Source organism: Polaribacter gochangensis, from assembly GCF_046224025.1.
Lineage (GTDB): Bacteria > Bacteroidota > Bacteroidia > Flavobacteriales > Flavobacteriaceae > Polaribacter > Polaribacter gochangensis.
The window spans coordinates 106,839-130,004 of sequence record NZ_JBJXRF010000001.1; the positions used below are offsets into that span (position 1 = coordinate 106,839).

At 33.0% G+C, this 23,166-nt stretch carries 17 protein-coding genes and 1 tRNA gene; 10 read left to right on the top strand and 8 right to left on the bottom strand.

The genetic code is table 11. The features are described from left to right. The first annotated feature begins 11 nt into the window (after positions 1–11). A complete protein-coding gene (locus ACEWL1_RS00520; protein WP_409231335.1) occupies positions 12–1,754 on the top strand; it encodes a M14 family metallopeptidase in 1,743 nt (580 codons plus the stop codon). A 14-nt stretch (positions 1,755–1,768) separates the two neighbouring features. Then, positions 1,769–2,206 carry a nuclear transport factor 2 family protein gene (locus ACEWL1_RS00525; RefSeq protein ID WP_409231336.1) on the top strand — a complete coding sequence of 146 codons (438 nt, stop codon included), beginning with the start codon at positions 1,769–1,771 and terminating at the stop codon, positions 2,204–2,206. Positions 2,207–2,250: 44 nt separating this feature from the next. On the opposite strand, the gene ACEWL1_RS00530 is transcribed toward ACEWL1_RS00525, so the two are convergent. The 5 genes from ACEWL1_RS00530 to ACEWL1_RS00550 all read right to left on the bottom strand — a co-directional run bounded on the left by ACEWL1_RS00530 (position 2,251) and on the right by ACEWL1_RS00550 (position 5,721). Continuing rightward, the gene (locus tag ACEWL1_RS00530) at positions 2,251–3,489 is read right to left on the bottom strand and encodes a DEAD/DEAH box helicase (RefSeq protein ID WP_409231337.1); all 1,239 of its coding nucleotides are present in this window, start codon (positions 3,487–3,489) and stop codon (positions 2,251–2,253) included. 163 nt (positions 3,490–3,652) lie between these two features. Beyond that, on the bottom strand, positions 3,653–4,348 hold the full coding sequence (locus tag ACEWL1_RS00535; RefSeq protein WP_409231338.1) for a Bax inhibitor-1/YccA family protein: 696 nt from the start codon (positions 4,346–4,348) through the stop codon (positions 3,653–3,655). 75 nt (positions 4,349–4,423) lie between these two features. Further along, positions 4,424–4,660: a GlsB/YeaQ/YmgE family stress response membrane protein gene (locus tag ACEWL1_RS00540; protein WP_409231339.1), complete on the bottom strand. Its 237-nt coding sequence runs from the start codon at positions 4,658–4,660 to the stop codon at positions 4,424–4,426. A gap of 144 nt (positions 4,661–4,804) precedes the next feature. Then, a complete protein-coding gene (locus ACEWL1_RS00545) occupies positions 4,805–5,461 on the bottom strand; it encodes a hypothetical protein (RefSeq protein WP_409231340.1) in 657 nt (218 codons plus the stop codon). Positions 5,462–5,639: 178 nt separating this feature from the next. Then, a tRNA-Leu gene (locus ACEWL1_RS00550) sits at positions 5,640–5,721 on the bottom strand. 173 nt (positions 5,722–5,894) lie between these two features. Between ACEWL1_RS00550 and ACEWL1_RS00555 the strand changes: the two genes are divergently transcribed. Together ACEWL1_RS00555 and ACEWL1_RS00560 are read left to right on the top strand one after the other, a co-directional pair. Then, the gene (locus tag ACEWL1_RS00555) at positions 5,895–7,286 is read left to right on the top strand and encodes a dipeptidase (RefSeq protein WP_409231341.1); all 1,392 of its coding nucleotides are present in this window, start codon (positions 5,895–5,897) and stop codon (positions 7,284–7,286) included. 71 nt (positions 7,287–7,357) lie between these two features. Then, positions 7,358–9,544 (top strand): S9 family peptidase, encoded by a 2,187-nt coding sequence (locus ACEWL1_RS00560; protein ID WP_409231342.1) that lies wholly within the window; start codon positions 7,358–7,360, stop codon positions 9,542–9,544. Between the two features lie 182 nt (positions 9,545–9,726). On the opposite strand, the gene ACEWL1_RS00565 is transcribed toward ACEWL1_RS00560, so the two are convergent. Beyond that, positions 9,727–10,353 carry a peptidylprolyl isomerase gene (locus ACEWL1_RS00565; protein WP_409231343.1) on the bottom strand — a complete coding sequence of 209 codons (627 nt, stop codon included), beginning with the start codon at positions 10,351–10,353 and terminating at the stop codon, positions 9,727–9,729. A 137-nt stretch (positions 10,354–10,490) separates the two neighbouring features. Between ACEWL1_RS00565 and ACEWL1_RS00570 the strand changes: the two genes are divergently transcribed. Next, positions 10,491–10,859: a BlaI/MecI/CopY family transcriptional regulator gene (locus ACEWL1_RS00570; RefSeq protein WP_409231344.1), complete on the top strand. Its 369-nt coding sequence runs from the start codon at positions 10,491–10,493 to the stop codon at positions 10,857–10,859. Between the two features lies 1 nt (position 10,860). Then, positions 10,861–13,167, top strand: coding sequence for a M56 family metallopeptidase (locus ACEWL1_RS00575; protein ID WP_409231345.1), 2,307 nt, complete (start codon positions 10,861–10,863; stop codon positions 13,165–13,167). Positions 13,168–13,379: 212 nt separating this feature from the next. Here ACEWL1_RS00575 and ACEWL1_RS00580 read toward each other — a convergent pair whose 3' ends face one another. Together ACEWL1_RS00580 and ade are read right to left on the bottom strand one after the other, a co-directional pair. Then, positions 13,380–13,976 (bottom strand): PhnA domain-containing protein, encoded by a 597-nt coding sequence (locus ACEWL1_RS00580; RefSeq protein WP_409231346.1) that lies wholly within the window; start codon positions 13,974–13,976, stop codon positions 13,380–13,382. Between the two features lie 324 nt (positions 13,977–14,300). Continuing rightward, on the bottom strand, positions 14,301–15,923 hold the full coding sequence (ade, locus tag ACEWL1_RS00585; protein ID WP_409231347.1) for an adenine deaminase: 1,623 nt from the start codon (positions 15,921–15,923) through the stop codon (positions 14,301–14,303). Between the two features lie 165 nt (positions 15,924–16,088). On the opposite strand from ade, the gene lhpI reads away from it, so the two are divergent. The 4 genes from lhpI to ACEWL1_RS00605 are packed head-to-tail and all read left to right on the top strand — an operon-like array spanning position 16,089 to position 23,140. Further along, entirely contained in the window at positions 16,089–17,048 is a 960-nt protein-coding gene (lhpI, locus tag ACEWL1_RS00590; protein ID WP_409231348.1) for a bifunctional Delta(1)-pyrroline-2-carboxylate/Delta(1)-piperideine-2-carboxylate reductase, read from the top strand. Then, positions 17,041–18,108: a proline racemase family protein gene (locus ACEWL1_RS00595; protein ID WP_409231349.1), complete on the top strand. Its 1,068-nt coding sequence runs from the start codon at positions 17,041–17,043 to the stop codon at positions 18,106–18,108. Before lhpI ends, ACEWL1_RS00595 begins: the two co-directional genes overlap by 8 nt. A 16-nt stretch (positions 18,109–18,124) precedes the next feature. Further along, the gene (locus ACEWL1_RS00600) at positions 18,125–20,104 is read left to right on the top strand and encodes an MGH1-like glycoside hydrolase domain-containing protein (protein ID WP_409231350.1); all 1,980 of its coding nucleotides are present in this window, start codon (positions 18,125–18,127) and stop codon (positions 20,102–20,104) included. Further along, on the top strand, positions 20,105–23,140 hold the full coding sequence (locus tag ACEWL1_RS00605) for an aminotransferase class III-fold pyridoxal phosphate-dependent enzyme (protein WP_409231351.1): 3,036 nt from the start codon (positions 20,105–20,107) through the stop codon (positions 23,138–23,140). The last annotated feature ends 26 nt before the right edge of the window (positions 23,141–23,166 follow it).

Consider the following 23,166-nt stretch of genomic DNA (forward strand, 5'->3'; position numbering starts at 1 on the left):
AATTAGAAAAGATGAAAATCAACAAAAATATATTAAAGTCATTGTTGCTAGTATTTTTATTTCCATTAGCAATTGGCGCACAAAATAGTTCAGAAATTTTTAGAGCAGCCGGATCTCCACACAATCCTAAAGTTCAAATTTCATTTAATAGATATTATACTTCAGAAGGATTAGCTGCACTAAGTAAAAAGATTGCAGATGCACATCCTAATTTAGTTAAAAGACAATCTATCGGTAAATCTGCAAAAGGCAGAGATATCTGGATGCTTGCAATTACAAATTATAAAAAAGGAAAAGCAGACAGAAAACCAGGATTTTATTTAGATGGTAATATTCACTCTAATGAAATTCAGGGTGGAGAAATCAGTATTTATACAGCTTGGTATTTGACGGAAAACTTTAACGACAATGAATACATTACCAACATGTTAAACGATCGTGTTTTTTATATTGTCCCAACGATAAATCCAGATGCAAGAAACGATTTCATGAAAGAACCAAATACTGGAAGTAGTCCAAGATCTGGTATGATTGCTTTAGATGATGATAGAGATGGTTTGTTTGATGAAGATGGTTATGATGATATCAATGGCGATGGTTCTATTACAATGATGAGAAGAAAGAGCAATCACGGAAATTATATTGTAGATCCACAAGATCCAAGAAAAATGATTCCTATTGGCCCAGATGATGTTGTTACAACTCAGCGTTACGAATATTTAGGAAACGAAGGGATTGACAATGATGGAGACGGAAGAATAAACGAAGATACGCACGGATATTACGACCCGAATAGAGATTGGGGTTGGAAATGGCAACCAGATTACATTCAACGTGGTGCATACAGACATCCATTTTCTTTACCAGAAACTAGAGCCGTTGCAGATTTTGTTTTAGCACATCCAAATATTGCTGGAGCACAAAGTTTTCACAATTCTGGAGGAATGATTTTACGTGGTCCAGGAGCACAAGAAGATTTAGCAACTTATAACAGAGCAGACATTCGAATTTATGATGCAATTGGTAAGAAAGGAGAAAAAATGTTGCCAGGTTATCGGTATTTAACAGTGTATAAAGATTTGTATTCTGTGTTTGGTGGTGAACTAGATTGGTTTTATGGAAGTAGAGGTATTTACACATTTACCAATGAAATTTTCACCTCATTTGCATACTACAAAAAGAGCGGAAGAGACAGAAACCAAACGTATGATTTTGACAAAGAATTGTTAATGAGTGATGCTTTTACAGATTGGAAAGAGTTTAATCATCCAACGTATGGGAAAATTGAAGTTGGCGGATTTAAAAAGAATTTTGGTAGAGCAACTCCTGGTTTTATGTTAGAAGAAGAAGCGCACAGAAATATGGCGTTTACTTTTTATCATGCGTATCACATGCCAAATTTATCTATTGCAGCTATTTCTGAAAAGAAATTAAGTGGCGGCTTAAAAGAAGTAACTGTTACTATTCAAAACGATAGATTAATGCCAACACACGCAAGTCAAGATTTAAAATACAATATTACAAGACCAGATTATGTAAGTATTTCTGGAGTTAATGTTGTTGCAGGAATGTTGGTTACTGATGCAGATTTTAATGTAACCGAAGAACAAAAAGTGAATCCGGCTAAAATGAGAGTTCAGAACATTCCTGGAAACGGAGTTGTAAGAATACGTTGGATTGTAAAAGGAAATTCTAAATTTACTGTTACTGTTGACAGTGCAAAAGGTGGGGTTGTTTCTAAGAGAAGTAATTAAAAAGTTTATTTATCATGAAAAATATAATCTTATTCTTATTTGTAACTGTATTAAGTTTTCAAGTTAATGCACAAACAGACAAACAATTAATTACAAAAGCTTGCATGAACTATTTAGAAGGTTTCTATGAAGGAAACACTGATAAATTAAAGGCTTCACTAAAACCTACTTTACATAAATTTGGTTTTTGGAAATCAGAAAAAACCAACAAATATGGCAAAGCTAGTTATATGACTTTTGAAGGTGCCTTAAAATTTGCTAAAAATGTTGAAGCAAGAAAGAATTATGCTAAAAAAGGATCACCAAAGATAGTAGAGATTCTAGACCTTATGGATAAAATAGCTGCAGTAAAAGTTACTGCGTATTGGGGAACAGATTATATGTTTTTAGCAAAACAAGAGAATGGGAATTGGATGATTGAACAAGTTATTTGGCAAGGTCCAAATACATAAAAAAAGCTCCTCATAAATGAGGAGCTTTTTTTATCTTAAACATCTTAATACCAACGTTTCTTTTTCTTTTTAGAAGCTACAGATTTTCTTCCTTTTCTGTATTTTCCAGCATCAGGAGATTTATGTACTTCTGGCTTTGCTTTTGGATCTAATGGATATGGGTGATCTTCTATTACATCCAATTGCTTATTGATTAATTTTTGGATGGCAATCACATAGTCTTTTTCGTCTGCAGAACAGAATGAAAATGCAGCGCCTTCTTGCCCTGCTCTACCCGTTCTACCGATTCTATGCACATACGTTTCTGAAATATTCGGAAGGTCAAAATTAATTACTGTATCAACATCTTTAACATCAATTCCACGTGCAGCAACATCAGTTGCAATTAGAATATTGACTTCACCTTTTTTAAATTTTCGCAAAGCTTCTTGACGTAAATCTTGAGATTTATCACCATGAATACTATCCACTTTATACTTATTAGTAAGTAGTGTTTTTTCTAATTTATCAACTCCGTATTTAGTTCTTCTAAAAATGATGACACTTCCTTTAATAGAATTTCTAAGCAAGTGTAAACACAATTCAATTTTCTTTGGTTTTGGAACATAAAACAATAATTGATGCACCCCTTTTACCGTAGAAGAAGTTGGAGCAACTTCAATTTTTACTGGGTCTTTTAAGATCGTTTTAGCCAGTTCTACCACTTTAAATGGCATCGTAGCAGAGAACAATAAAGTTTGTTTTTGTTGATGACAAAGACGATCAATCTTCTTAACATCATCAATAAAACCCATGTCTAACATTAAATCGGCTTCGTCTAACACAAAAGTTTCTATAAAATCTAAGTTTACAAAGTCTTGTTTGTGTAAATCCAATAATCTACCAGGAGTAGCAATTAAAATATCAACTCCTTTTTTCAACATTTCTTTTTGTGGCTCAATTGAAATTCCTCCAAAAACAATTCCTGTTCTTAAATTGGTATATTTACTGTAAAGAGTAAAATTTTCTTCTATTTGTATTGCTAATTCTCTCGTTGGACTAATGATTAATGCTCTAATCTTCTTTCCTTTTTTAGACGCGTCTTGTTTATCAAAAAGTTGTTGTAAAATAGGCAATGCAAATGCAGCCGTTTTTCCTGTTCCTGTTTGAGCAGAAACAATCACATCTTTTTTCTCAAGTACAACAGGAATAGCTTGTTCTTGAACTAAAGTCGGATTTTCGTATCCGTGTTCAGTAATTGCTCTTACAATTGGTTTATTTAATCCTAAATCTTTAAACTGCATATCTCTTTAAATAATGCACAAAGATACTGTAAAAAGCAGTATAAAATAAGAAATGTCTCATCGAGCGCAGTCGGGATGACTAAATATAAATAATGAGTGATAAATTCTCGACTCCGCTCGAATAGACAATTAAAAAGTTTTCTTTTTTAATAAATTAAGTGGTTTATTTTCTATCTCCTAATATTCTTAGCAGTAATAAAAACAGATTGATAAAGTCTAAGTACAACATTAATGCACCTACAATGGCACTTTTAGATTCTTCTTCAGAACCAACTTCAGAGGCAGTACTCATTCTTTTAATTTTTTGAGTATCGTACGCTGTTAATCCCACAAAGATAAAAACACCTGCATAGGTAATTAACCAATACATCATTTCGCTTTGCATAAAAAAGTTGACAAAAGAAGCAATAATGATTCCGATTAAAGCCATAAATAATAAGTTACCCCAAGATGTTAAATCTTTTTTGGTGTAATAGCCGTAAATACTCATGATGGCAAACGTACCGGCAGTCACAAAAAAGGTTGATGCAATTGATGCACTTGTATACATTAAAAACACAACAGATAATGTGAGTCCATTTAATGCAGCGTACCCTGTAAAAATGATTCCAGCAGTTTGTGCAGACATTCTTTTAATCATCGAAATTAAATATCCAACTAAAAATATTTCTCCAATAATCAATCCAAAAAATAATATTTGGTTTGTTACAATTGCTTCAATTAAAGATGGTGTTGAAGCTACCCACATGGCGATTAATCCAGTAATTGCTAATCCTCCAGACATCCAAGTATATACTTTTGACATAAAAGCAGCTTGAATGGTTTGTACTTGTTCGTTTGTATAATTTCTTATTTCCATGATCTAATTTCTTTTGTGTAAAAATAAAAAAAAGAGCTATCATAAAATAGCTCTTTTCGTTAATTCTTTGATAATTTATTTTTTAAATAAACCTGCTACAAATAGCACAACTGCTGCTCCAATTACACCGGTAATTAAATCACCAACAATACCGTTTGCAATTGAAATTCCTAGAATTCCAAAGATCCATCCGCCAACTGCTCCACCAATAATCCCTAAAATTACATTCAATAAAAAGCCGAATCCACCACCTTTCATTAATTTACCTGCAAGAAACCCTGCTAATGCTCCAATTAAAATTGCGTACAACATAATATAAATTTTCAGTTAGTAATTCTTAAATTTACTAAATATTTTATTATCAATTACTTAACCAATCATTGAGTTATCAACAGAGATATTAAAAACGAATCTTTAATGAGAAATAATTATATTATTGTGTTTTCGTCTATGTTGCTAAATATCTTCTGCAATAGGTGAAATCATAATATGTGCTCTATTTGTTCCTGGGTTCATAATCCATGGATGGTTTGGTTCCGTTGGTACTTTTGGCAAACCTGTAGATTCTGATGTTGCCCAAGGCATATAGATAACGTAACGAAGTCGAGCTCCTTCAACCTTAGACGTTTCTGGGTCATACTGTGTTTTTGTTCCATAATAAATATGCAATGTAGATCCTGTAGGAATTTTAAGCTTACCTGATTTCATTTCTGCTTCACGGGTTGCAAATACTTCTTGTCTTTTCTTTCCTTCTGCCCTCAAAGCTCTTCCTCTTGCCATAAAAGGTTCAAGGTTTTTATGATAACATGCTGCACTAAATCCATCTTTTTTAGGATCATCTGCCAATATAATAAACTCATTATTTCCTTCTCGTAGCGTTACAAACTCTCCTGCCATATTATAGCCAATAACTTTAGCTCCCGCTCTACTTTCTTCTGGAGCCGCCATTAATGCAGTGGCAATTAAAGCAGCGTCTGTATCAATTGGCTTTAACTGTTTTTTAGCTATAGTTGCTGTGTCAAAAGATTCTTTTTGGTTTTTTATAGGTTTGTCTGATGAATTACAAGAAATCAACATTCCTGTAAAAACAATTGCAGTAAGAATACGTTTCATATTTTTTTATTTTTAATGGTTGGTTTTGGGTTGGTCAAATTGAAACACAACCTATTCGTTTACAAATAGTTGTGATTTCAATTCTAAAGACGAATATACGAAATTGAAAGTAGTGCCATTTATGAGGTGCAAAATCTTAAAAAAAAAAGCTCTTCGTTTCCGAAGAGCTTTTACTTTGTACAGGCGGAGAGACTCGAACTCTCACACCTTGCGGCACTAGATCCTAAGTCTAGCGTGTCTACCAATTCCACCACGCCTGCCTACGGCAGGTAAACCTGCTTTTTTTTGCAGATAACCTACAAACTTTTACAACACAAACGCTACACTATGGTAACTAGCCTTGTAAAAGGACTGCAAATATAAACATTACTGAGAAATTCCAAAGAAGTTCTTTATTAATTTTAGTATTTTTGATTTTCATCAAAAAACTATCATGCAAAACATTAAAAACTATATCGATTCGAACAAAGAACGTTTTATCAACGAATTAATAGAAATCCTTAAAATCCCATCTGTAAGTGCAGATCCGGCATTCAAACAAGAGGTTTTAAATACTTCTGAAGTAGTAAAATCATTTTTAGAGAAAGCAGGCTGCGACAAAGTAGAGATTTGTAAAACTCCAGGATATCCAATTGTATACGGAGAAAAAATTATTGACATTAATTTACCAACTGTTTTAGTATATGGTCATTATGATGTTCAGCCAGCTGACCCAATTGAATTATGGGATTCTCCACCTTTTAAACCTGTAATAAAATCCACAGAGATTCATCCTGAAGGTGCCATTTTTGCACGTGGAGCATGTGATGATAAAGGACAAATGTTTATGCATGTAAAAGCGTTAGAATACATGACATCAACAGGGAATTTACCTTGTAATGTGAAGTTTATGATTGAAGGCGAAGAAGAAGTTGGTTCTGAAAGTTTGTCTTGGTTTGTTGAAAGGAATCAAGAAAAATTAGCCAATGATGTTATTTTAATTTCTGATACCGGAATGATTGCCAATGATATTCCGTCTATCACAACCGGTTTACGTGGCTTGAGTTATGTAGAAGTTGAAGTAACTGGACCAAATAGAGATTTACATTCTGGTTTGTATGGCGGTGCTGTTGCAAATCCTATTAATGTATTGACAAAAATGATTGCCTCTTTACATGATGAAAATAACCACATTACAATTCCAGGCTTCTACAACAATGTAGAAGAATTATCCCAAGAAGAAAGAGCAGAAATGGCAAAAGCACCTTTCTCTTTAGACAATTATAAAAAAGCATTAGATATTGATGCTGTTTACGGCGAAAACGGATATTCTACCAACGAAAGAAATTCTATTAGACCAACGTTGGACGTCAACGGAATTTGGGGCGGATATATTGGTGAAGGCGCAAAAACAGTAATTGCTTCAAAAGCATTTGCAAAAATATCGATGCGTTTAGTACCAAATCAAGATTGGAAAGAAATTACAGAATTGTTTAAAAATCATTTTGAAAGTATTGCTCCTGCAGGAGTTAAAGTTGTAGTAAAACCTCATCATGGCGGACAAGGTTATGTAACTCCGATTGATAATATTGGATATCAAGCGGCGAGTAAAGCCTATGAAACTACTTTTGGTAAAACGCCGATTCCACAAAGAAGTGGAGGAAGCATTCCGATTGTTGCCTTGTTTGAAAAAGAATTAAAAAGTAAAATCATTTTAATGGGGTTTGGTTTAGATTCTGATGCCATACATTCTCCAAACGAACATTTTGGAATTTTTAATTATCTTAAAGGAATTGAAACAATACCATTATTTTATAAATATTTTACCGAATTGAAAACCAAATAATTAACTGTTTCTTAACTCAAATCAACAGATAATTAAAATATTTTTATACAAACTAATTAAATACTCAACCAATGAAAAATTTACTTCAAAAAGCAAGTATGGTTTCTTTATCCATTTTGCTTTTAACGGCTTGTGCTACTTCTACCGAAACGAAACAACGAACTGCAGACGATTACAAAAATGCTGCTAAATTTATGCAGCGTAGTTGGTCTGGATTGGTTCACAATCAAATTACTTCTCAGAATTGGACAAGTGATGATGTACTTGTTTATTCTAAAAGAACTAAAAACGGAATTGAATATGTTTCTGTAAATGCAAACACAAAAGAGAAAGCAACTTTAACTGATTATAAAACTCCAAAACCAGAATCGAAATATGCAAAAGCTACCAGAAACGAACATGTCTCTCCGAATGGAAAATTGGCTGCTTATATTGATAATTACAATTTATGGATCAGAGATTTATCAAACAATAAAAAAACGCAGTTAACCTTTGACGGAAAAAAAGATTACGGGTATGCGACTAATAATGCTGGTTGGACAAGAGGAGACAATGCGGTGTTAAAATGGTCGCCAAATTCTGATAAAATTGCAACTTTTCAGCAAGATGCTCGTGGGGTTGGCGAAATGTATTTAACAACTACCAATGTGGGTCACCCTAAATTAGAAGCTTGGAAACATCCGTTGCCAGGAGACAAAACAATCTTCACCATAGAACGTGTAATTATCCATTTAGGAGCCAGACCAAGAATGGTTCGTTTAAAAATGGGTAAAGATTTTCAAAGAGGATCAACAACAGATCATATTGCTGGTCGTGGTGGTGTTTTATTGGATGCTCAATGGAGCAACGATGGCTCTAAATTTGCCTTTGTTTCTGGATCAAGAGATCATAAAGAAGCACATTTACAAATTGCAGATGCAAGAACTGGTAAAGTAAGTTCAATTCACAAAGAAGTTGTTGATACTTATTACGAATCTGGTGTACGAGCAGAAAACTGGAGAGTTTTATTTGATTCTAATGAGTTTATTTGGTATTCTGAAAAAACGGATTGGGGACACCTATATTTATACGATTTAAATACAAAAAAACTAAAAAACCAAATTACAACTGGTAATTGGTTGGTAAAACAAATTAAATATCTTGACGAAAACTCTAGAGAAATTTTCTTTACTGGAGGCGGAAAAGAAGAAGGAAATCCATACCATGATTACTTATATAAAGTAGGTTTTGACGGAAAAGGTTTTACAAATTTAACTCCAGATTACGGAACACATTCTATAAGTTTTTCTCCAAATATGGATTATTTTGTAGATACATATTCTACAACGGATACTCCGCCAGTTTCTGTATTGAGAAATAGAAATGGGGAAGAAATTGCAGAATTGGAAGCTGCAGATATTTCTGAATTAGAAGCTGAAGGATATATCGCTCCGATTGAATTTAACGTAAAGGCCAGAGATAATGAAACTGATTTGTACGGCGTTTTATTTCTTCCTACAAATTATCATGAAAGTGAAAAATATCCAGTGTTAAATTATATTTATCCTGGGCCACAATCTGGTTCTGTTGGTAATTACGGGTTTAGACCTGTTTGGAGGGATTTTCAAGCTGCGGCCGAATTAGGTTTTGTGGTCGTTGCTGTTGATGCCATGGGTACTCCAGGAAGATCAAAATCTTTTCATGATTTCTATTATGGAAATATGGGCGATAATGGAATTCCAGATAATATTGCAGCAATTAAACAATTAGCAGAACAATACAAAGGAATGGATATTGAGCGTGTTGGAATTTGGGGACATTCTGGTGGTGGATTTGCGTCTACAAGAGCCGTTTTTGCATATCCAGAATTTTATGATGTAGCTGTTTCTGGCGCAGGAAATCACGATAACAGAAACTACGAAGCTGATTGGGGAGAAAAATGGCAAGGTTTGTTGGTGGACGGAAATATGGAAGGAAAAGGAGACGGAACTACAAATTATGACAATCAAGCAAATCAATTAATTGCAGGAAATTTAAAAGGAAAGTTATTAATTACACATGGTTCTATTGATAATAATGTTCCGCCCTCTAACACCATGTTAGTTGTTGAAGCATTGATCAAAGCAAACAAAGATTTTGACATGATTTTATTTCCGAATAAAAGACATGGCTATGGAGACATGACAAACTATATGACGAGAAAACGTTGGGATTATTTTATCACACACTTACGTAATGAAATTCCACCTAAAGAATTTGATTTAGCAAATTTTAAATAACAAAAAAAGCCGCTTTTATGCTGAACTTGTTTCAGTATCTAAGCGGCTTTTTTATTTGCTAATATTTTTAATTGAAAATAAAGAACATCAACATGTCTAATCGAGTGTCATATCGAGCGGAGTCGAGATGTGAGAACCTATTGTGTTATAAACATTTCAACTCCGCTCGAACAGACAATAATTTACTTTATAAAATAGGCTTTCATAATATAATCTACTTTTGGATATTTTTCTCGTAAAAAACTGTTTCCAAACTTTGCAATAGAATCTTGTTTTCCTCCTAAAGCACCTCCATATCCGCTATAAAATTTCAATACGTTTTCTTTGCCTGCAATCACTTTTGCAATTACAGGAAATCCTGTAACACCTGGTCCTTTATAATTGTCCAATCTATAATTGTCTTTTAAATTGATGTAAAACTGATTGGATCTTGTTCTTTTACCTCCTCGCGCAAATGCAATCGACATGGCTTCATTTTTTGCCAAAACTGGTTCATCATCAATCTTATGGTCTCTCCAACTATTATTGATAGTACTATCATTATGAATACCAAATTGAGCTACAAAATCAGGAACTACTCTATATATTGCAATATCATCGAAATAACCATTTTTAATTAATTGATACAATCTATCAACACCTTTTGGAGACCAAGCTCTTCTGGCAACAATATCAAAATTTCCTTTTGTTGTTACAAAACGTGCTTTAAACGTATTTGGCGCTTCAGCCTTTAACCATTTCTGATTGAACTTTTTTGGCGCACAAGAAGCAATTAAAATAATACTAACCAAGAATAGTACTCTCTTCATTTTATAAGTTTTTGTTGGTTCGTTTTTTGATTGTAACAAATGTATGAAAAACTTTATTTGAAAAATAGTTGACTCTACACTTGTAGAATCAAATTTTATTTCTACATTTGTAGAGTTAATTCTAAAAACGTAGAACAATGCAATTATCAAAATCTGAAGAACAACTCATGCAATACTTATGGAAACGCAATAAAGCTTTTATGAAAGATTTATTAGATGATTTTCCTACACCAAAGCCAGCAACTACCACAGTGGCTACTTTGTTAAAACGCATGAACGACAAAGGTTTTATTGATTACAAACTCTACGGAAAATCAAGAGAATATTTTCCGTTAGTAAAAAAATCGGATTATTTCTCAAAACATGTAAACGGATTGATTCAGAATTTCTTTAATAATTCTGCTCCACAATTTGCATCGTTTTTTACTTCTGAAACGAATTTATCTAAAGAAGATTTAGAAGAAATGAAGAAAATTATTGACCAACAAATCGATAAAAAAAAGTAAGATGTTAGCCTATATCATAAAATCTACAATTTGTTTAGTATTGCTTTTAGCATTCTATCATTTTGTTTTAGAGAAAGAAAAAATGCACCGATTCAATCGTTTTTATTTATTGGGTTCTATTGTATTTTCGTTGATCGTTCCTAGTTTTATAATTACAGTTGCACCAGCAGAATTTGTTGAACCGATTTTAAATCAACAAGAAAATGTATTGCAATTTCAATCAGAATATGCAACTACAGAAATCATTCAAAAAATTGATTATACCAATTATTTTATCGGATTGTATTGCATCATCAGTTTGATTTTATTATTTCTACTGACAAAAAAAATATATCAACTTTTAGCACAAACAAAAAGAAATAAAAAAGTGTCTTATTTCTCTGCAACTGTTGTGTTATTGAAAGAAAAAATTGTTCCGTACACATTTCTACACTATATATTTATCAATAAAAAGAAGTATAAAACAAATGCTGTTGAGCAGCAGATTTTAACGCACGAGTTAACACATGTTCAACAAAAACATTCGTTAGATGTGTTATTTATTGAAGTTTTACAAAACCTATTTTGGTTCAACCCAATCTTTAGATATTACAAAAAAGCAATCCAGTTAAATCACGAATTTTTAGCGGATGACGCTGTACTAAAATCACATAAAAACATCGCTGAATACCAATATGTATTATTGAATACAACTGCTCAGCAAAACAATATTTACTTGGCCAGTAATTTAAATTATTCACTCACAAAAAAACGATTACTCATGATGACAACACCGAGTTCCAAAACAAAAATCCTGCTTAAAAAATTAATGGTAATTCCATTAACTGCAGGATTTATCTTTGCCTTTGCGCAACGAGTAGAAGCGCAAGAAAATAAAAATGAAAAACCACAAGTAGTTGTGGTAGAAACAGAAGAAAATGGCATTTCAGAAAAAGAAATGAACGAATATAAAGAATTGATGACGACTGCAAAAAGGTCAAAAATATTCATCTACAAGCAACTTAATAGAATGAAAGAGTTGTACAAAAGAATGTCTGTAGAACAACAAAATTCTGTTGAAGATGTTTATGAAATTGCTCCGCCGATGCCTCCAATTTCGCACAAGGAAAAAACACCTACAGAAGCACAATTTAATTCTTGGAAAAACAAAGAGAAATTTGCTTTATGGATTGATGGAAAAGTAGTAAACAACACTGTTTTAAACAATTATAAAAACACTGATTTTGCTTATTACTTTAACAGTTTTGTTTACAAAAATGCAAGAAGCAACCGTTTTCCTCAAGAACATCAAGTGAATCTTTATACAAAAAAGGAGTTTGCAAAAATGAAAGCTAAAGAAGCACAAGAAGTTAAAAACACAATAACGCTACTTATTAAAAATAATGGAAAGTTAATTATTCAGAATCAAACAATTACTTTAGATAAACTAGAAGAAACTTTAGATAAAATAGTAAAAGACAAAGATAATGCTTTAGTTATCTTAAAAGGAGATAGCAATAAAAGCACAATTCATCTTAACAAAGTAAAAAATGCATTAAGAAAATATGGTCTTTACAAAATAAGTATCAATAACAAATTATTGCCTCCACCACCGCCAATGAATATAGTTCAGCACTATAAACAATTATTTGACAAAGGCTCAAAATCAAAAATTTACAAAGTAAAAGATATAGAAAAGATGATTTCTTTATATAAAAAAATGTCTGAAAAACAACAACAAAGCGTAACGGATATTAGAAAAGTAGTTCCGCCACCACCACCAATGGATATTGTTTTCACCTATAAAAAATTGGCAAAAAGAATTCAATCTACTTCTAAAAATAGAAAAGCAAATGTGATCTATTTAAATGAGTTGTATAACAAAATGAATGCTTCTCAAAAAAAGCAAGTCACAAAACCTTCTCGAGTTTTACCTCCTCCACCTCCAAAACAGAAAGAAAATGAAATAGATGAAGAGATTAAAGCTTTCAAGAGAAAAAACAATATCAAACCTCTTTCTTCAAATGCAAAGCAAGAATTAAAAACAACTGAGAAACTAAGAATAGCTCATGAAAAAAAACACAAATCTTTAAACTTAAAAAACAACGATTCTCGCGGGGTTGTAGTTAGTGGCGGAAAAATGAAGATGTCCCTTTTAGAAACTGTAAAAATGTGGAGTAAAAAAGGTGCTGGATTTGTTTATAACAATAAAGCAATCACTGCTAAAAAAGGAGTAGAAATAGTTTCAGAAATCAAAAATATTCGTGTGTATTCTGTTGAAGAAGAAAGAGGAAAGCCTATTTTAGTTTATATATCAGACAAAAAATAATTTTTAAGTTAATAATTTTTAAGCCGCTCAATTATTAAATGAGCGGCTTTTTTTTGTAACATTTTTCTAAAAACATCGTTCTAATAGTATACGAATGTCACTTCGAGTGATTTTCGACCAAAGGAGAAAATTGTATCGAGAAGTTTTCAATGAGTTCTCGATACTAATTTTTTCGTTCCTCAAAAATTCTCTCTAACTGACAACAGCTAGATCTACTCTTTCTCTGACATTTTCTTTACGTAATCTGTAATAATTACAATCTGAGTTGGGCCAACTTTACCTTCAATATATTTCGCATTTTCGTGATCTAAAGAAATTCTACGAACAGCAGTTCCTTGTTTGGCAACCATGCTAGAACCTTTTACTTTTAAATCTTTTATCAACACCACAGAATCTCCGGCTTCTAAAATGGCACCGTTTGCATCTCTGTGAATAATTTTTTCGCTTTCATCTAAATGATCTCCAGATTCTTTTGCAAAACGCAAATCGTCATCTTCTAAATACATCATATCAAGTAAATCTTGCGGCCAACCTTCTTTTCTTAAACGCGACAATAGTCTCCAAGCAACAACTTTTACAGCTCTGTGCTCAGACCACATAGAATCGTTTAAACAACGCCAATGATTTGCATCTGTGTTTTCTGGGTTTTCAATTTGATCAACACAAGTTTCACAAGCCAACAAACTTCCGTCAACTCCACCGCCACCAGTGATTGTTGGCTTTACTTCATAAATTGACAAGTTATTCGTTGATGCACATAATTCGCATTGATTTCCACTTCTGTTTTCTAAATCTTGTTGTAAACTCATAATTGTATTTTTGTTGATGTTGGCAAATGTACTATTTAAATCATACTTTTTAGAAGCTATTTCCTGCTTTCCGCTATATCTTTTTCACTTCTGTTCTCGATACACCACACAAAAAGTGTGGCACTCGAACTGACAGTAAAAAAGGATGTCGCTGCAATCAGGGCTAAACTTATTTATTTACCATTTGAATAAATTAATAAACTAATTGTCTTTCCTTTAAAGGCAAGAGTCCTGCAAGGTTTCAAAAACCTTGTAGATATAATCAAGACCAAGAATCAACAAGACCTACAAGGTTTTTGAAACCTTGCAGGAGAGAAACCTAAATTATTTAATTTCCAACGAAGTAAACTCAAAAGAATTTCCATTAAACAACCCTTTATCACTTAATTTTAAAGCCGGGATCACCAACAACGCCATAAAAGACAAACTCATATAAGGCGCACGTAACTTGCTTCCCATTTGCTTTGCCATTGTATCTAATTCTGCATAATTTTTTCCGATTTCTTCTGCTGATTTATCAGACATAATTCCGGCAACTGGCAACGGAACAACTTTTTCTTCTTTTGAAGTTACAGCGCAAACTCCACCTTTATTTTTGATAATTAAATTTACTGCTTTGCAAATTGCTTCGTCCGAAACTCCAACTGCAATAATGTTGTGAGAATCGTGCCCAACCGAACTTGCAATGGCGCCTTCTTTAATTCCGAAGTTTTTGATAAAAGCAATAGAAGGTTTATCGTTTTTGTACCGATTTACAACTGTCATTTTTAAAACGTCATTCTCAATATTCGAAACTAAATTTCCATCAACAATTAAAGAATTTGCTTCAATTTCGTTGGTTACCAATTCACCATCCAAGGCTTCAATAACACGAATTTTTTTTGCGGATGATTGAAACTCAAAATCAGAAACATTTTTAAAATCTGTATTAAAATTATTCAACACTTCAAAATTTACAGATTTCACAAATGATTGTCCATTTTTAGCAACTAATTCGCCATTTATATACGTTTCCAACACTTTAAATTTCTCTAAATTTTCAACAACAATAAAATCTGCGTCATCATCTTTTCGCAACAAACCGACATCCAAACAATAATGTTTCACCGGATTTACACAAGCAACTTGCAATACTTTAAAAACATCCATTCCTTTTGCAATTGCACGTTCACATAATTGATTGATATGACCAACTAACAAATCATCTGGATGTTTGTCATCAGAACAAAATAGCATGTTTTGATAATGTGCTGGTAATAAATCAATCAACGCTTCAAAGTTTTTGGCAGCACTTCCTTCTCGGATAATTACTTTCATTCCTTTTTGCAATTTCTCTTGCGCTTCATCAAACGTAAAACATTCGTGATCTGTAGAAATTCCCGCAGAAATATATTTGGTAACATCATCTCCTCTTAAACCTGGTGCATGTCCATCAATGGGTTTATTATTGTTTTTTGCGTGTTGAATTTTCGCTAACACCTCTTTATCATCAAATAAAACGCCTGGATAATTCATCATTTCTGCCAAATATTTAATATCCGGATTTTCCATCATCAATTTAACGTCTTCAGAATCAATAATTGCTCCAGCGCTTTCAAATGAAGTTGCAGGCACACAAGATGGCGCTCCAAAATTGAATTTCAACGGAACTTTCTTTCCGTTTTCAATCATAAATTCAACGCCTTTTACGCCCAACACATTTGCTATTTCGTGCGGATCAGAAACCGTTGCAACCGTTCCGTGAACCACTGCAATTTTCGCAAATTCAGACGGAACCAACATCGAGCTTTCAATATGAATGTGTGCATCTACAAAACCTGGAAGAATGAAATTTTCTACAGAATGATTCGCTTCTTTAAGAGCAACAATTTTTCCGTTTTCAACAGTTACTTCACCTTTAAAAATCCGTTTATTTTGGATGTCAACTATATTTCCTTGTACAATCATAAATTCATTTTAACACCTACAAAGCTACAAATAAAACTTTTCACAGATTGTTATTGAAGAGGAAACAAAACAATAGCTAATACAATATTAACCAAGTATTCGCTTATATTATGATAAAGCAAGTTAGTATGCTATAATATCTTCGGATTTCCTTATTTTTAACCTATGGATAAATTCAAGCAAATAAGTAATGAATTCATAGAAAAAAACACCACTTTTTTGGAGTTAATTTCTGAAATTAAAATCAATTTTTCTAAGGATGAAGTGATTGTTCCGATGCGTCATCATCACGATTTTCCGAATCCGGAAGTAAATTCTGATTCTACTTTATTGGTGATGCCAGCTTGGAACCCAAGTAAAAATGCAGGCGTAAAAATTGTAACGGTAAGTCCAGAAAATGGACAGTTTAATTTACCATCAATACAAGGAACTTATATTTATTTTGATGCCATAAAAGGCTCTATAAAAGCAATCTTAGAAGCAAAAAGCTTAACAGCAAAAAGAACCGCAGCAGCTTCTGCATTGGCCTCTTCTTACTTATCGAGAGAAAACGCTAGTTCATTATTAATGATTGGAACTGGCGCTTTATCTAAAAATTTAATTCTTGCACACGCCGCAGTTCGCCCTATAAAAAAAGTATTTGTTTGGGGACGAAATTTCGACAAAGCAACTGCGATTTGCAAAGCATTGGAAAATGAAAATTTTACGATTACCCCTATAAAATCAATTGAAGAAAAAATAAGTGAAGTTGATATTATTTCTTCTGCAACATTATCAAAAAACCCGTTAGTTTTAGGCAACTATTTAAAAGCTGGGCAACATATCGATTTAGTGGGCGCCTATAAAAAAGACATGCGAGAGGCAGATGACGAAGCAATTACAAAATCTGCTGTTTTTATTGATACTTTTCAAGGTGGATTAAAAGAAAGTGGCGATATTGTAATTCCGTTGCAAAACGGAACTTTATCAGCAAAAGACATCAAGGCCGATTTATTTCAATTGTGCTCTAATCAAAAAAAAGGAAGAAATTCTGATAAAGAAATCACGCTTTTTAAATCTGTTGGTCATGCTTTAGAAGATTTGGCGGCTGCAAATTATTATTACAAGAAATTTACAAATGAGTAAAACCTATCAAAATATACTTTTAAAAACCAATTTTACACCTCAGAAAGATTGGTTACAGATCAAAACCATCGACATGCATACTGGCGGAGAACCATTGCGTGTTATTGTAGATGGATTTCCGGAATTAAAAGGAAATTCTGTTTTAGAATACAGACGTTTTTGTAAAGAAAATTATGATGATTTAAGAACTGCTTTGTTATTTGAACCTCGTGGACATGCAGATATGTATGGTTGTATTTTGGTTCCGCCAAACGATGAAGACGGAGATTTCGGAATCATCTTTTTGCATAATGAAGGGTATTCAACCATGTGCGGACATGCAATTATTGCAATTTCTACGTTGGCCGTTAAAATGAATTGGATTAAAGTGAAAGAAGGAGAAAATATTCTTAAAATTGATGCGCCGTGTGGCCGAATTACATCTTTTACAACAGTAAAAAATAGTCAAGTAATAGGAGTTCGTTTTCACTGTGTGCCCAGTTTTGTTGTTGGGTTAGACAGAACTGTAAAAGTAGAAGGTTTAGGAAATGTAACCTATGATTTGGCTTATGGCGGTGCTTTTTATGCTTATGTTGATATGGCTAAAAATAATTTCAGCTTCGATTTAAGTACAGCTTCTTATCGTGCTTTAATTGCAAACGGAATGAAAATTAAAAATGCTGTGATGAAAGCTGATAAAGAAATTGTACATCCTTTTGAAAACGATTTAAGTTTTTTATACGGAACCATTTTTATTGACAACAACAAACAAGTTTCTGGAAACGACAGTAGAAATGTGTGCATTTTCGCAGAAGGCGAAGTAGATCGTTGTCCGACTGGATCTGGAGTTTCTGGAAGAATGGCAATTCATAAAACGAGAAAAGAAATTGATTTTGGAGAAACCATAACTATTGAAAGCATTACAGATTCTGTATTTAAAGGTTCTGTAATTTCTGAAGAAAATTACGGTCCGTTTACATCTGTAATTCCGCAAGTTGAAGGAACAGCTCATGTTACTGGAATACACACTTTTGTGATTGACCCAAAAGATCCGATGAAAAACGGATTTATTTTGAGATAATATGATACCTATTAAAATGAATACATTGAAAAAATTAATTTACCTTTTTACGATCCTTCTCTTTTTTAACTGTGAAAAAGAAGAACAGAATCATTATTTACAATTCAGTAAAAATACTTTAAATTATCAAAAAACTCCTACTGATAAATTTGACAAATCTGGATTGATGTTTTCAGATCAAGGTGCTTGGTTTGCCTATAGTTTTCCGAATCTAGAAAGTAAAATTTCAGGGTTTTCTGGTCCCTTTTTAATGACGCAGCAAAATGGAATTTGGAGCAGCGCTTCTTTAACCAATTTAGTGATTGAAAATAATTCATGGACTTCACACACAACATCGAGTTTTAACAGTCATTTAGAGCAAACTTTCACTTCCGATGATATAGCACTTAAACAAGAATTAGTGTTTTCTTCTGGACATACAGCAATCATAAAATCAACAATAAAAAATACAAGTAAGTTTAATCAACAACTACAATATCATTTTAAAAACGAAAAAATATTAGCTGATGGATTGCAATTTTCATCAAACAACAATCAGCTTATTATTAATTCAACAAAAACAGACGCTATAGGTCATCTTATTTTCCCAAAAGAGATCAATATAAAATCTACTGATAGCACTTATGTTTCTGATAAAATCAGCATCGAATTAAAACCAAATGAAGTAAAAGAATTGACCATTTCTCAAACTTTTATTTTCAAAGAATATTCTTGGAATGATGAATTAAAAGCAATTCAAAAAACCAACTTTAAAACAGTTTTAAATGCGCGGAAAGCAAAAAAAAACACCCAACTAAAATCGTTAATTGAAAATAGAAAACCACAATTCTCAGAAGACATTTATGCCGAAGTATTGGCAAAAGCACATTTGACTTTACAAAATAATTGGCGAATTCCAGCCGGAGAAATAAAACATGAAGGTTTATTTCCGAGTTATCATTACAAATGGTTTAACGGCTTTTGGTCTTGGGATTCTTGGAAACATGCAGTTGGACTTTCTTTTTACAGCACCCAATTAGCAAAAAAACAAATGAAACTAATGTTCGAGTTTCAAAACGAAGATGGATTTGTTGCCGATTGTGTCTATAGAGATACTTCAATTGAACAGCATAATTATAGAGATACAAAACCGCCACTTTCAGTTTGGGCAGTTGCTGAAATTTACGAAAAAGACAAGGATGTAGCCTTTGTAAAATACATGTATCCAAAGTTAAAATTGTATCACGAATGGTGGTACAACAAAAGAGATCACGACAAAGATGGGTTGTGTGAATACGGTTCTACTGACGGAAGTTTAATTGCAGCAAAATGGGAGAGCGGGATGGACAACGCCATTCGTTTTGACAATTCGAAAATTGTAAAAAACGGTGAAGGTGCGTATTCAATGGATCAAGAATCTGTAGATTTAAATGCATATTTGTACGCAGAGAAAATCTACTTAGCACAATTAGCTGCGGTTATACAAAAAAATAAAGATGCACAAAGATTCACCAATGAAGCTGAAGCATTAAAAACTAAAATTCAGACACAATTTTACGATATAAATGATGGCTGGTTTTACGACACCACTTTAGATGGAAAAGCCTTTATAAAGGGAGAAGGAAGTGAAGGTTGGACAGCACTTTGGGCAAAAGCAGCAACACAAAACCAAGCGAAATCGGTGAAAGAAAAAATGATGAATCCAAAAAAATTCTATACCAAAGTTCCGTTTCAAACGATGAGTGCAGATCATAAAAAATTCAATCCATTAAAAGGATATTGGCGAGGTCCAAATTGGTTGGATCAAGCGTATTTTGGTGTTAAAAGCTTACGGAATTATGGTTTCAACCAAGATGCAGATAAAGCTACAATTCAGCTTTTAAAAGGCGCTGAAGGAGTTTTAGGTAAAGGAAAATCAATTAGAGAAAATTATCATCCATTGACAGGAAAAGGGTTGAATGCACAAAATTTTAGTTGGAGTGCCGCACATATAATGATGTTATTACAAAAGAAATAAATGGAAAACAATCAGAAAAAAATAGCAACTCAACAAGCAGAAAAAATTCTCTTTGAAAGATACAATATCAAAGGAAGCATTTCTGAATTACCTGGAGAAGTTGATTTTAATTTTAAAATTAAAGTCAGCAGCTCTGAAGCGTATGTTTTGAAAATATCTCGTACAAATGAAGATGAAAGTTATCTCGATTTTCAACAAAAACTATTGCAATTTGTAGAAAATAGCAAAGAAGATATAATCGTTCCAAAAGTTATTTTAGACACAAACGGAAACGCCATTTCTACAATTACCGACTCTTTTGGAAACAGAAGAAATGTACGTTTATTAACATGGATTTCTGGCAGAGTTTGGTCATCGGTAAATCCGCAGTTAAACGAATTGCGTTTTAGTCTTGGCGAACAATGTGGAAAATTAACTGCCGCTCTACAAGGTTTTAAACATAAAAAAGCAGCAAGAGAATTTGTTTGGGATGTTGCACAATCGCTTTGGACAAAAGAACATCTTCACCTTTTTTCATCCGAAGAAAAAGAAATTATCACCTATTTTCAGGAGCAATTTGAATCTCAGAAAACAGGGTACACTCTTTTACGAAAATCGGTTGTACACAATGACGCTAATGACAATAATATCATTGTTTCTAACGATTTAATCCATCCAACTGTAAAAGCGGTTATCGATTATGGAGATGCCGTTTACACACAAATTATTAATGATGTTGCCATTGCGTGTTATACCACTATTAATCACCCAGATCCTTTAGATGCAGCTTTGTCAATTGTTAAAGGATATCATTCCATTTTTCCGTTACAAGAAAAAGAAATTAAACACTTGTACAATGCAATTGCCATGCGTTTGGTGATTTCTGTGACAAAATCTGCCATCAATAAAATTGAAGAACCCAACAATGAGTATTTATTAATTAGCGAAAAACAAGCTTGGGAAATTTTAAAAAAATGGAAAGGAATTCATCCCCATTTTGCTGAATATTCATTTAGAGTTGCCTGCGGATTTACAGCACATCCAAATGAAGAAAAATTTCAACAATGGGCTTCTAAAAATACATTTTCACTTTCAGATGTATTTCCAACCGTACACAAAAATGAAATTCATCATATCGATTTAAGTGTTTCTAGCAAATGGATTGGACATCAACAGGACTTCAACAATTTGGAATTATTTCAGTTTAAAATTGATCAATTACAAAAAAAAATTCCGACTAAAATTATCGCTGGCGGATATTTAGAACCAAGAGCTTTGTACACTTCTACGGCCTATGATAAAATTGGGAATCACGGTAGAGAAAGTAGAAGTATTCATTTAGGAATTGATTATTGGTTGCCAGAAAACACACCAGTTCATGCACTTTTTGAAGGTGAAGTTGTCATTGCAGTAAATGATGCTGGAGAAAAAGAATATGGAGGCTTGGTGGTTTTAAAACACAAAACGAAAAGTTTTGAATTCTATACTTTATACGGACATAATACGGTTGAAAGCGCAACAAAACATAAAGTTGGAGACATTATTTTAAAAGGAGAAAAAATTGCTGAATTAGCAAATCATCCTGAAAACGGAAATTGGGCGCCACATTTACATTTTCAAGTAATGCTATCTCTATTCGATTATAAAATTGATTATCCTGGAGTTGCCTATTTAAAGCAGATTGAGGTTTGGAAAAGTGTTTGTCCAGATCCAAATTTGTTATTCAAATCAGAAGGATTGCAAAAAAGCACGGCTATTTCTAATGAAGAAATCATCAACTATAGAAAACAACATTTAGGAAAAAGTTTAAGTCTCCAATACAATACACCAATTAAAATGGTTCGTGGAGCGGGTCAATATTTAATGGATCAATTTGGAAACAACTATTTAGACACCGTAAATAATGTGGCGCATGTTGGACATGAAAAGTATACTGTTGTAAAAGCAGGACAAGAACAAATGGCGTTGATCAATACCAATTCGAGGTATTTACATGAAAACATCAACGAATTGGCCAAGGAATTGATGGAAACCTTACCAAAAGAGTTAAATGTATTGCATTTTGTAAATTCTGGAAGTGAAGCAAATGAATTGGCAATCAGAATGGCAAAAGCAGCTACTGGAGAAAAAGACATCATTGCTAGCGAAGTTGGTTATCATGGAAATTCGAATATGTGCATTGATATTTCATCCTATAAATTTGATGGAAAAGGCGGAGATGGCGCTCCAGAATACACACAAATTCTTCCGTTACCTGATTCGTTTCGCGGAAAATACAGAGGAGAAAACACCGCTGATAAGTACGCAGAAGAAGTTCAAAAATGTATTGTGAAAATTCAACAAAAAGAAAGAAATGTTGGTGGATTTATCATTGAACCCATCATTAGTTGTGGCGGTCAAATTGAATTACCAAAAGGTTTTTTAGCAAAAGCATATGCAAAAGTCAGAAAAGCGGGCGGAATTTGTATTTCTGATGAAGTGCAAACGGGTTGTGGTAGAATGGGGAAAACTTTTTGGGGATTTCAATTACACAATGTAATTCCGGATATTGTTACCATCGGAAAACCGTTAGGGAATGGTCATCCAGTTGCTGCTGTTGCCTGTACACAAAAAGTTGCGGATGCTTTTGCAAACGGAATGGAATACTTTAATACATTTGGAGGAAATCCTGTTTCATGTGCAATTGCTACCGAAGTTTTAAAAACTGTAAAGCGAGATAAATTACAAGAAAATGCGTTAGAAGTTGGTGAGTTTTTAAAAACTGAGTTAAAAAAACTGGCTCAAGAGTTTCCAATTATTGGTGAAGTACGCGGACAAGGATTGTTTTTAGGAATTGAATTGGTGGATGCGAAACTGAATCCTTTACCTGAGCAAACAGATTATTTGGCAAATAGGATGAAAGATTACGGAATTTTAATGAGTACCGATGGACCAGATCACAATGTTTTAAAAATAAAGCCACCAATTATTTTTACAAAAGAAAATGCAGCAGAATTGCTTTTTTACCTGCGTAAAATCTTTGCTGAAGATTTTATGACACAACAAACTAAAATATAAATCTTACATTTATAATCTTTTTCAAT

Excerpts from the sequence above, each read along its gene's own strand:
- ACEWL1_RS00520 (WP_409231335.1), top strand. The coding sequence starts at position 12 with ATGAAAATCAACAAAAATATATTAAAGTCATTGTTGCTAGTATTTTTA.
- ACEWL1_RS00525 (WP_409231336.1), top strand. The coding sequence starts at position 1,769 with ATGAAAAATATAATCTTATTCTTATTTGTAACTGTATTAAGTTTTCAA.
- ACEWL1_RS00530 (WP_409231337.1), bottom strand. The coding sequence starts at position 3,489 with ATGCAGTTTAAAGATTTAGGATTAAATAAACCAATTGTAAGAGCAATT.
- ACEWL1_RS00535 (WP_409231338.1), bottom strand. The coding sequence starts at position 4,348 with ATGGAAATAAGAAATTATACAAACGAACAAGTACAAACCATTCAAGCT.
- ACEWL1_RS00540 (WP_409231339.1), bottom strand. The coding sequence starts at position 4,660 with ATGTTGTACGCAATTTTAATTGGAGCATTAGCAGGGTTTCTTGCAGGT.
- ACEWL1_RS00545 (WP_409231340.1), bottom strand. The coding sequence starts at position 5,461 with ATGAAACGTATTCTTACTGCAATTGTTTTTACAGGAATGTTGATTTCT.
- ACEWL1_RS00555 (WP_409231341.1), top strand. The coding sequence starts at position 5,895 with ATGCAAAACATTAAAAACTATATCGATTCGAACAAAGAACGTTTTATC.
- ACEWL1_RS00560 (WP_409231342.1), top strand. The coding sequence starts at position 7,358 with ATGAAAAATTTACTTCAAAAAGCAAGTATGGTTTCTTTATCCATTTTG.
- ACEWL1_RS00565 (WP_409231343.1), bottom strand. The coding sequence starts at position 10,353 with ATGAAGAGAGTACTATTCTTGGTTAGTATTATTTTAATTGCTTCTTGT.
- ACEWL1_RS00570 (WP_409231344.1), top strand. The coding sequence starts at position 10,491 with ATGCAATTATCAAAATCTGAAGAACAACTCATGCAATACTTATGGAAA.
- ACEWL1_RS00575 (WP_409231345.1), top strand. The coding sequence starts at position 10,861 with ATGTTAGCCTATATCATAAAATCTACAATTTGTTTAGTATTGCTTTTA.
- ACEWL1_RS00580 (WP_409231346.1), bottom strand. The coding sequence starts at position 13,976 with ATGAGTTTACAACAAGATTTAGAAAACAGAAGTGGAAATCAATGCGAA.
- ade (WP_409231347.1), bottom strand. The coding sequence starts at position 15,923 with ATGATTGTACAAGGAAATATAGTTGACATCCAAAATAAACGGATTTTT.
- lhpI (WP_409231348.1), top strand. The coding sequence starts at position 16,089 with ATGGATAAATTCAAGCAAATAAGTAATGAATTCATAGAAAAAAACACC.
- ACEWL1_RS00595 (WP_409231349.1), top strand. The coding sequence starts at position 17,041 with ATGAGTAAAACCTATCAAAATATACTTTTAAAAACCAATTTTACACCT.
- ACEWL1_RS00600 (WP_409231350.1), top strand. The coding sequence starts at position 18,125 with ATGAATACATTGAAAAAATTAATTTACCTTTTTACGATCCTTCTCTTT.
- ACEWL1_RS00605 (WP_409231351.1), top strand. The coding sequence starts at position 20,105 with ATGGAAAACAATCAGAAAAAAATAGCAACTCAACAAGCAGAAAAAATT.